This is a genomic window from Shewanella sp. SM87 (genome assembly GCF_025653705.1).
In the GTDB taxonomy this organism is placed as follows: domain Bacteria; phylum Pseudomonadota; class Gammaproteobacteria; order Enterobacterales; family Shewanellaceae; genus Shewanella; species Shewanella oncorhynchi.
In genome coordinates, this window is record NZ_JAKKSC010000061.1 from 1 (window position 1) to 9,344 (window position 9,344).

At 46.4% G+C, this 9,344-nt stretch carries 9 protein-coding genes; 3 read left to right on the forward strand and 6 right to left on the reverse strand.

The annotated features are described in order from the left end of the window. The coding region (locus L5M11_RS23295; RefSeq protein ID WP_263193323.1) for a transposase at positions 1–155 on the reverse strand (155 nt) is incomplete at its 3' end. Between the two features lie 161 nt (positions 156–316). On the opposite strand from L5M11_RS23295, the gene L5M11_RS23300 reads away from it, so the two are divergent. Continuing rightward, positions 317–835: a type II secretion system protein gene (locus tag L5M11_RS23300; RefSeq protein WP_105251541.1), complete on the forward strand. Its 519-nt coding sequence runs from the start codon at positions 317–319 to the stop codon at positions 833–835. Positions 836–970: 135 nt separating this feature from the next. Here the strand turns inward: L5M11_RS23300 and L5M11_RS23305 are convergent, their stop codons facing one another. Further along, a complete protein-coding gene (locus tag L5M11_RS23305) occupies positions 971–2,017 on the reverse strand; it encodes a DUF3626 domain-containing protein (protein ID WP_212600442.1) in 1,047 nt (348 codons plus the stop codon). A gap of 633 nt (positions 2,018–2,650) precedes the next feature. Between L5M11_RS23305 and L5M11_RS23310 the strand changes: the two genes are divergently transcribed. Beyond that, positions 2,651–4,195 carry a DEAD/DEAH box helicase gene (locus tag L5M11_RS23310; protein ID WP_263193398.1) on the forward strand — a complete coding sequence of 515 codons (1,545 nt, stop codon included), beginning with the start codon at positions 2,651–2,653 and terminating at the stop codon, positions 4,193–4,195. A gap of 196 nt (positions 4,196–4,391) precedes the next feature. On the opposite strand, the gene L5M11_RS23315 is transcribed toward L5M11_RS23310, so the two are convergent. The 4 genes from L5M11_RS23315 to L5M11_RS23330 all read right to left on the reverse strand — a co-directional run bounded on the left by L5M11_RS23315 (position 4,392) and on the right by L5M11_RS23330 (position 9,108). Further along, a complete protein-coding gene (locus tag L5M11_RS23315) occupies positions 4,392–5,441 on the reverse strand; it encodes a hypothetical protein (RefSeq protein WP_263193399.1) in 1,050 nt (349 codons plus the stop codon). 289 nt (positions 5,442–5,730) lie between these two features. Beyond that, complete coding sequence (gene dbpA, locus L5M11_RS23320) at positions 5,731–7,107, reverse strand: ATP-dependent RNA helicase DbpA (protein ID WP_263193404.1); 1,377 nt, start codon at positions 7,105–7,107, stop codon at positions 5,731–5,733. 339 nt (positions 7,108–7,446) lie between these two features. Continuing rightward, on the reverse strand, positions 7,447–8,304 hold the full coding sequence (locus tag L5M11_RS23325) for a pirin family protein (protein WP_263193401.1): 858 nt from the start codon (positions 8,302–8,304) through the stop codon (positions 7,447–7,449). A 468-nt stretch (positions 8,305–8,772) separates the two neighbouring features. After that, positions 8,773–9,108, reverse strand: coding sequence for a hypothetical protein (locus L5M11_RS23330; protein WP_263193402.1), 336 nt, complete (start codon positions 9,106–9,108; stop codon positions 8,773–8,775). A 63-nt stretch (positions 9,109–9,171) separates the two neighbouring features. Here L5M11_RS23330 and L5M11_RS23335 point away from each other — a divergent pair. Beyond that, positions 9,172–9,344: transposase (locus L5M11_RS23335; RefSeq protein WP_263192006.1), on the forward strand; the 173-nt coding region annotated here is incomplete at its 3' end.

A 9,344-nucleotide genomic window follows, 5' to 3' on the forward strand; every position in this document is an offset into this window, starting at 1 on the left:
TTAGGTAAATCTCGCCAAGGGATACCTGTTCTAAGGCGGTAAAGAATACCTTCGAATGTTTGTCTATGTTCAGGTTTGTCATAAACACGGCCTGTGCTTTTCATTAAATGAAATAGCTTTTCCCAGCGTGCATCGGTTAGCATAAGTCTTGGCATGGCTTGAGGTTATGGTTACTTTTGGCGAAGCAAATTATAACGTCTTGCCATGCTGTCTAAAAATTACTCTCGAAAGATCAACAGACCCTAGTACTAGCCTGATTTTAAAAACTTAGGTAGCATGAAGCTCTTTGTATTAAATGTCCTCTATCTATCTATCTATGCCAAATAAAAATGCTGGTTTCACCCTGATTGAACTCGTTGTGGTTATTATTATTCTTGGCGTATTAGCCGTAGTAGCTGCACCTAAATTCATTAATTTACAATCAGATGCCTATAAGAGTCAGCTCTCAGGTGCACTGGCTTCGATGAAATCCGCCGTCACTTTATTCAAATCAAAGTCGGAAATTGCTAATAGTGGCACCACGAATAGAGTCGTTTACGACGAAATCCGTGGTGAAAACTATCAGCCTTGGGCTGCCAGTACCAGCGGTATAACGCCAAGTACGGCTTACACGACTCCGCCAGAAATTTTTAAAGCGGCAGGGCTAAATGTGAATGAGTGGTCCTATCGAATTTACACCACCAACGGCACCTATGAAGTTATCGCCACACCAAAGCAAAAACTGAACCTTGCCACGCCCACAGAAGCGCAAGTCGAAGCGACAAATTGCTATATCGACTATAAATGGGAGACAACGGGCGTTCCCACTTATAAAAAAGTCGACACTGGTTGCTAGGCGACCTTAACGATAAAATATCTATATAAAAACAGCGAGTTAACCTGAGGTTATCTCGCTGTTTTATTTACGATCTAAACTCATTTTGTTGTTAATGCTTACGTTTACAATTAAGCATTTTTAAAGAGTTCGCGCTTATTGCACTCCACCGTATTTCACTAGCACATGCCAGAGCAACTTAAGTTCATGGGCGACTTGCGCACGATTACCGCGGTCACGCCAATGCTGGGGCGAATGGTATAAATCCCGCGCCGCCACGCCTATGGCATAGGCATCGACTCTGTCTTCTATGGCAATCCGATTAGCCAGCGATGGCATAGTTGGCCCACGGAAATCACTGGGGATCTGCGCCGTATGCAGGCTAAAGCCACCATGATATTGCAGCTCAATATCATATTTATCGCAAATTTTACTTAAGCTTGCGCCAATATCAGTCCCCTTAAAACTGGGGTCCGCCACCAGCATGGCGATATCTTCATCGAGGGAAACATCACCATGGATCTGCGCCTCTATATAATGGTCAAGATTATTCGATAGCGGCCGCTCGAAACGTGACAGCAAGGAAGCATTGAGCTGATGCCCCAAGTAATGGATCACATTCAGCGGCTTAAAATCGGTTTTGCCTAAGGCATAGTGACGCTCAAAACTCTCAGTCAGCAGCGCCGCTAAAATATCATCGAAACATGACAGCGTGCCTTTCTCTTTCGGATTACGATACGAGTCAAGATAACTAAAGGTTGAGCGCGCCATCGCACTCGTATGAGTCAAAAAATAACAGCTTCCAAAACGTGGGGCGGGACCGTCCTGCCACATCCCCAGATCGAGTGCGCCGTATTTAGGCCGAGATTTAGTGCCCTTGTATACATCCCCAAAAAGCTGATTTTCCCAATGATCCCGTGGGCCACCTAACTCAGGTGACAACTGACCATTGGAAATATGGGTCTCAAACTGGCTGCGGTATTGACCATCGCGCAGTAAACCTTCGGCAACCGTCATACCACGGCTATCAATTCTATCTGGATGAAAATGCAGCGCAATTCGGCCACAGTTGAGCAATTGTTTAAGCGCGAGTTGCATCTCATGCATGGGGATATTTGACATCTGCTGCACATTTTTAATCACAGCGACGGCTTGTTCACTGCGTCCTCGTGCAAGGCGTTCAATATGCTGTATCGCTGTCATAATCCACCTATAAATGAGAGGCGTTTAACCGTTCCCACAATGCCTCATCCTAAAATAAACGTGAGATAAATCGCAAGCATGCAGAGAACTGCTCTTAAGCCACTCCATCTAAATGACTAAGTTAAACATGAATGACTCAGTTAAACGTGACCGTGAAAACACTCAATAATTCTTTCGCTCGGTTCATTGTTAAAAATTCAGCGAATAACATCAATCACGAACTGAACAGATAGCTAAACCAATTGCGTCATTGATTAATTCTACTCCAATCGACTTTAGTTTATACCACTCTCATTATTGTAGCGTGATCTACCGCTAACTCATTCTAACTCTAGATAAAAAATGCCTATGACTTCAATTGATATTATGAAATAAGCCTAATAGTCATCTTATTCCTTGAAATCAATTAACTTCCATAACCTCAAACTCTGCCATCTAAACTTGCGCCTAAAAGATAAGCGAGGCCGAGTGAAAGCCGCCGACAAGCGATTTATGTGCCAATATGAATGAAACCCAGCCCAAAAACCTTTATTAGATGGCACTTAAAGCCCTGATCCTGTAAGCTGCACGCCCGCCAGCAGACCTGGCTATTGACCATAAATGCAGCACAGTGTTGCCACAAGAGACCAATCTATGAGTTTTACCTCCCTGGGCTTATCGGCCCCGATACTTAAAGCCGTTGCCGAGCAAGGCTACGACACACCTTCGCCAATCCAAGCTCAAGCAATTCCCGCTGTGCTTCAAGGCAAAGATGTGATGGCGGCCGCCCAAACAGGAACAGGTAAAACAGCAGGTTTCACCCTACCTATGCTCGAACTCCTGAGTAAAGGTAACCGTGCCCAAGCAGGCCAAGTGCGCGCATTAGTGTTAACTCCGACACGCGAATTGGCAGCTCAGGTTGCAGAAAGTGTTGAAACCTATGGTAAGAATTTACCACTGCGCTCGGCGGTAATATTTGGTGGCGTGCCTATCAATCCACAAATCGCAAAATTGCGCCACGGTGTCGACGTATTAGTCGCCACACCGGGTCGATTGATGGATCTATATAATCAAAAAGCGGTGAAATTCAGCCAGCTTGAGATCTTAGTGTTAGATGAAGCCGATCGCATGCTCGACATGGGCTTTATCCGCGATATCCGTAAAATTTTGGCCATTTTACCTAAGCAACGTCAAAACCTGATGTTCTCAGCCACCTTCTCCGATGAAATTCGTGAGCTGGCAAAAGGCCTAGTCAATGATCCAGTCGAAATTTCGGTCACGCCACGTAACGCGGCAGCGACCACAGTAAAACAATGGGTTTGCCCAGTTGATAAGAGCCAAAAATCGGCACTCTTGATCCAACTCATCAAGCAAAACGATTGGCAACAAGTGTTGGTATTCTCGCGCACTAAACATGGTGCTAACCGTCTGGCGAAAAGCGTTGAAGAGGCAGGTATCAAAGCCGCCGCTATCCACGGTAACAAGAGCCAAACCGCCCGTACTAAAGCCTTAGCCGACTTTAAAAATGGTCAAGCTCGCGTACTGGTTGCGACCGATATCGCCGCCCGCGGTTTAGACATAGACCAATTACCACAAGTGGTTAACTTCGACTTACCGAACGTGCCAGAAGATTATGTACATCGTATCGGCCGTACTGGCCGCGCTGGCGCATCGGGTCAAGCCGTGTCACTGGTAAGTAACGAAGAAATCAAACTGCTGAACGATATCGAGCGTTTAATCAATCGCGTATTAGACCGAGAAATGGTTGAAGGCTTTAACCATGAATTGCCAGAATCACGTTTAGGTGGCGGTGGGAAAAGTAGCGGTAAATCAGTACCAAGTCGTAGAAATACCCGCAGCTCAAACCAACCTAGCTCACGCGATGGAGCTCCAAGAAGCGCCGAGCATAAAGACGGTCAACGCAGCGGTGACGTCGCGCGCGGTCACAAGCCAAACGACAAGAATCCAAGACACAGCGGTGAAGCCAGTAGCGCCCCCCGCAGTGATGCCAAACCTCGTCCACCACGTTCAAACGATGGCCGAGCCAATAGCGCAGGCGCTAGTCGTCCAACTGAAAGCCGTTCAGGCGCTGGCGAAAATCGTGGCCAAGCGGGTGAGAATCCTTACGCCAATGGTCCAAAGAAAAACACCCGTCGCCCAAATAATGGTGCGAGTCGTCCAAGACACTCACAGGATTAATGCAAAAGCTAAGCGAACTTGCTTAGCGATTTAGCCGTATTAAGTCCTAAACAGAAACGCCCAACTCCGCATGGAATTGGGCGTTTTTGTTTGTCTTAGTTTGTCTTGATCGATGCTTAGCTCGTTATCTACGCTTTGAACAATAATCGGCTTGAACAATCACTGCCTTAAAAACAGCCTAAAACGGCAACCTAAGTTAATTCGCCTTTGTATCTGGCAACTGCTGCAGGACTTCATCCGTAAAATAAGGTTCATCTTCAACCCAAAAAATGTAGTCTAAGCCTAGGTAATTTTGCGCAAAATCCAGCAGCTCAGGCACAGTATTCTTTTTACCCGTTTTAGGATTAATCTGCCGCAAATTACCGTCTTGCACCGCCATACCTTTCACCAGTGTCGCTGGGTAATCTTTAATAAAGGCATAACTTTGTGCCATATGACTTTTACGGTAAGGCATCAAATCTGGGCCACCCACACCCATGTTGAGCGATTTGGCTTGCGCAAATAAGCCTCGCATATAGCCTTTGTCATTCCATGGCAGCCATTCGTCTGGCAAAAAGTTCAAATACACCATAGCGGTTGAATGCTGAAATGACTCAGCTAATACCTGCATATTCTCGCCAATCGCATCGATATAGGCTTTAGGATTAAAATCACTGGGGAAGGTGGTCGTTCCATCGGCGTTTTCAGTCCCCACATCAATTGAGCTTTCACTAAAGTTAATGCCCGCAATTTTCCCATCAAACTCTTGGCCAAGCTGACGCACCAATTGTTGATAACGTGCACGCACTGAGGGCTCCCACATTTTGGCTGACCAGCCATACTCATCATCCGTCACCGGTTTATTGGGATCACGCTCTGGTGCACTCAACATGCTTTGCTTCAACACACCGCCTTGATAAATAGGATCATCGAGCAAATAACGCGGCACATTGACTCTGGGCGTAAAGGATTTCTCTTGCAGCTGGATCCACAATTTTTTGCCTATCGAATCGAGATATGCAATATCGGCCCTAATCGCGCTGAAATCATATTCGCCCTGCTTAGGCTCTAAACTGCGCCAAGTATAAACAATCTGCGCACCGCCAAAACGGGGATCGCGCAGCGCCTTGTCGGCACGAATGTTTTCTCCGTTAGCCTCACGATGGTTAATGTAGATGAAGTGCTGTAACGGTTGCGGCTCTGGCAGAATTGATGCGGCGCTCGCTGCGCTCAAAAAGATGCTTAGTAAAATAGTCCATCGAAACATAAATACTCCAAACCGATGCAGCCTTATCACCTGACAAAGCCGTTAATCCGCTCATTTATTTTTTACTCAGAATCACTTCTAACACAGGCAAGCTGAGGGGCATATCAATTAAGCAGACAAATACAAAGTGTTACTTAATCGCCCAATAAGATTCGCGGTGAAGTAGACACAAAGGTGTAATGACTACCGCTATAAAACCGAACAAAAAAAGGGAATAAACCTGAGTTTATTCCCTTTAAAAATAGAGCGAATTAAATCGAGGTACGATTCAACTCAAGCTAGGCCAAACTTACTTCATTGGCCAAGCGCGGTAAGATTTTCCTTTGATCCGGCCGCCAGTAATTTTGTTCAGTGCTTTCTTGGCAACCTTACGATTAACGGCCACATAGGCGCGGTAATCTGTCACTTGGATTTTACCCACCTGTGAGCCTTCGATACCGTTTTCGCCTGTCAGCGCGCCTAAGATATCCCCTGGACGCAGCTTTTCCTTCTTACCACCATCGATCTGCAAAGTGATCATGGTTGGCGCTGCAGGCGTGTTGCCGAGCAGGCTTTCAGATGGCAGTGATTCACTGGTAATTTCGCGCTCTAAATACTCTTCTAACAAGGCAATTTTGTAACCGTCTTGGTCGTTATAGAAGGTATAAGCGGCGCCTTTACTGCCCGCACGGCCAGTACGACCGATGCGGTGAATGTGCACTTCGGTGTCATAGGCGAGGTGATAGTTAAACACGGCATCCAGTGCATCGATATCTAAACCACGGGCAGCAACGTCGGTCGCCACTAATACACAGGCACTCTTATTAGCAAATTGCAGCAGGGTTTCGTCCCTGTCTCTTTGCTCTAAATCGCCGTGCAAAGCCAATACGCTAAAGCCTAAACCTTCAAGCTCATCGGCCACTTTTTGGGTTTCGCGTTTAGTGTTACAAAACACCACTGCACTTTCAGGCTTATGTTCTAACAACAATAATTGCAGCGCTTGCATACGCGCCTTGTCATCGTCTAAGTGATAAAAATGTTGAGCTATGCTTAAGCTGTCGTGATTACCTTCAACTTTAACCATGCTTGGGTCATACATGATTTGCTTAGCAATCGATTGAATTTGCTCAGGGAACGTCGCGCTAAATAGCAGCGTCTGACGCTCACGTGGCGCTTGTTCGATAATCGCATCGAGAGCGGGTTGGAAGCCCATTTCTAACATGCGATCGGCTTCATCGAGCACTAACATGTTGAGATTGCTTAAATCTAGACGGTTGCGATCTAAGTGATCGACGATACGACCCGGCGTACCCACAATAATGTGTGCACCGTGTTCCAGCGAGCCAACCTGTGGCCCCATAGGCACACCGCCACAAAGTGTCAGTACTTTAACGTTATGAATACCACGGGCAAGAGTACGGATTTCCTGCGCCACTTGGTCGGCCAACTCACGGGTTGGGCATAACACTAAGGTTTGAATGCGAAAGCGTTTAACGTCTAACTTGTTCAGTAATCCTAAGCCGAAGGCGGCCGTTTTACCCGAGCCAGTTTTACCCTGACCTATCACATCCTGCCCCGCTAAAATGGGTGGCAAACTTTGCGCCTGAATTGGCGTCATCTCGTTGTAGCCCATAGAAGAAAGGTTCTCAAGCAGTTCGGGTTTTAGCTTAAGAGTCGAAAAAGCCATTGATGGATTAGGCTTAGTATCAGAGTTGCTCAAGGTGAATATCCTGTGGTGGGTAACGAAGCGGCTGCTAGGTTACTGAAATTGCGTTACTTATCGATTAAACTGGTCTATCAAGATTCAGGTTAGCTTTGGGCTAGCTTGAGTTTAGATTTAAGCGCTAGGCTCGCTCAACCCAAAAGCACGGCTATTGTAGCAACAAAGCGCGGCTTTTGCCTCAAGTCCTTAAGCAATAGACATAGTAGGCGTGAACAGCAATAAAAAAGCCCTGTAGGAATACAGGGCTTAAACTTAGATTTAGGTTTGGGTTTAGAATTAGCTCAGCGCGGCAGATTTAACAAATTACGCGATCTGGCCGAAACGCCCTTCTTGATAATCGCGAATCGCCTGCTGAATTTCCGCTTGGGTGTTCATCACAAAGGGACCCATCTGGACGATTTTTTCACGGATAGGTTTACCCGCAAATAGTAACATCCCAGCGCCGCGCTCATTGGCTTTAAGCTTAAGCACACTTTGGCTATCGAGCACTAAAAACTCGCCCTGATGATATGACCACTGTGAGTCTTCACCTTTACTTAAGTCACCTTGGTACAAGTACAAGGCGACAAACTCATGTTGAGACAAATCAAGCGTGGCCTCAGCATTTGGCGATAGACTTAAATCAGCAATGGCTGCTTCGCCCGCTAATCCTTGAATAGCCGCACTAATAAGCGGTTGATCTTTAAAGCCCCAACCACCCGCTAAAGCTTTTAAGCTAGCGCCAGTGTTATTGGTCGTCTCAACGCTCGCGCTACCCGCAGTATCTTGATACTTAGCTGGACGCAACTTGTCTTTGGCGGGCATGTTGACCCAAATTTGGAATCCATGCAGACCATCGATAGCATCTGCCAGCGGCATTTCAGAGTGTACTACTCCGAACCCGGTGCTCATCCACTGCACATCGCCGGCACGAATCGCCTTCACATTGCCCATTTGGTCGCGATGCTCAAAACCGCCCTTACGAATATAAGTGAACGTCTCCATCCCGCGATGGGGATGTGCGGGGAAGCCACCGATAAAGTCTTGTTCATCATCGGATTTTATTTCGTCGATCATCAAGAAAGGATCAAATTTAGTCGTCACAAAATCGGCGACACGGCGAATATTGACCCCATCGCCATCCATCGCGGCTTTGGCGGAAAACTGACTTAATACTTTCATTGCTGCTCTCCTATCGGTTGAGCAAAGCGATGCGTGAAACGCCAAAATCATACGGCTAACACAAGACGCAAACGCTTTGCTGATTGAGGCAGAATAACAAGGAAGTTTACAAAAGAATAACGCGAAATCACGGCCTAAACATTCGAAAAAATAGAACGGTAGGCTGTTGATATCCACTCACACAGGTTTGCCATCGTATTGACTCGTCAACTTGCAGCCAGTCCGCCCATGGGGCGGACGGTCGTCTCGCTAATCACCATGACTCACTTTTTGGCATTAGCCTAACCTGTAGATTTAAAAGATATACGCAACACACTTTGGGACAAAAATGAGTTAGGTTATTAACTCTAACTCGTCATTTTCGGATGAAAATCTCTATGGGCTAACGCCCGCAGCACGCGCGGCTTTGTAGTGAAGGCGGAGCCGCAACGAAAAGGCCGTCGCTGTGCCTGCGATTGTTAGGCATTTCTACTTCCGGCCCCTCGAAATATAGTCGGCATATTCATCTTGAATCATAAACTCGTTCAATAACCTTTCAGATGATCCTGCGAATCGTTGCTCAATAAACTCTATCGCTTGGCCAAATGAAGTGTATGATTTGACCTCATTCGCATCCTCTAGATCTGGATCTAGTGGACCAAACTCATAAATATCAAGGAATGATTCATCACCCAAATCAGCAGTTTCGTAAACTGAAACATCTATTTCGGATTTGGAAACTCGAACGCTTAGCCACTGAATACCAGCACGGCCATCCCGTTCACAGCCACCAAGAAAGCACTCAACTGCTTTTTGTAGTGGCATAGTGAATTTGGCCACCTAATAAGAAATGTTATGATCTCATTCATAGCGAATTTAGGTGACAAAATGAATAAAAGTAAACGTGCTCGATATAGCGCAGCGATTAAACTCGAAACTGCCCAATTAGTCATTGACCAAGGCTATACACAAGAAGCGGCTGCCAAAGCCATGAACGTAGGTAAATCAACGGTCAGTAAGTGGGTAACGCAACTTCAGGTTGAACGCAAAGGGCTTACTCC

Bases quoted from the DNA above. Each gene is read 5' to 3' on its own strand.
- L5M11_RS23330 (WP_263193402.1), bottom strand. From the start codon at position 9,108: ATGCCACTACAAAAAGCAGTTGAGTGCTTTCTTGGTGGCTGTGAACGG.
- L5M11_RS23310 (WP_263193398.1), top strand. From the start codon at position 2,651: ATGAGTTTTACCTCCCTGGGCTTATCGGCCCCGATACTTAAAGCCGTT.
- L5M11_RS23305 (WP_212600442.1), bottom strand. From the start codon at position 2,017: ATGACAGCGATACAGCATATTGAACGCCTTGCACGAGGACGCAGTGAA.
- L5M11_RS23315 (WP_263193399.1), bottom strand. From the start codon at position 5,441: ATGTTTCGATGGACTATTTTACTAAGCATCTTTTTGAGCGCAGCGAGC.
- dbpA (WP_263193404.1), bottom strand. From the start codon at position 7,107: ATGGCTTTTTCGACTCTTAAGCTAAAACCCGAACTGCTTGAGAACCTT.
- L5M11_RS23300 (WP_105251541.1), top strand. From the start codon at position 317: ATGCCAAATAAAAATGCTGGTTTCACCCTGATTGAACTCGTTGTGGTT.
- L5M11_RS23325 (WP_263193401.1), bottom strand. From the start codon at position 8,304: ATGAAAGTATTAAGTCAGTTTTCCGCCAAAGCCGCGATGGATGGCGAT.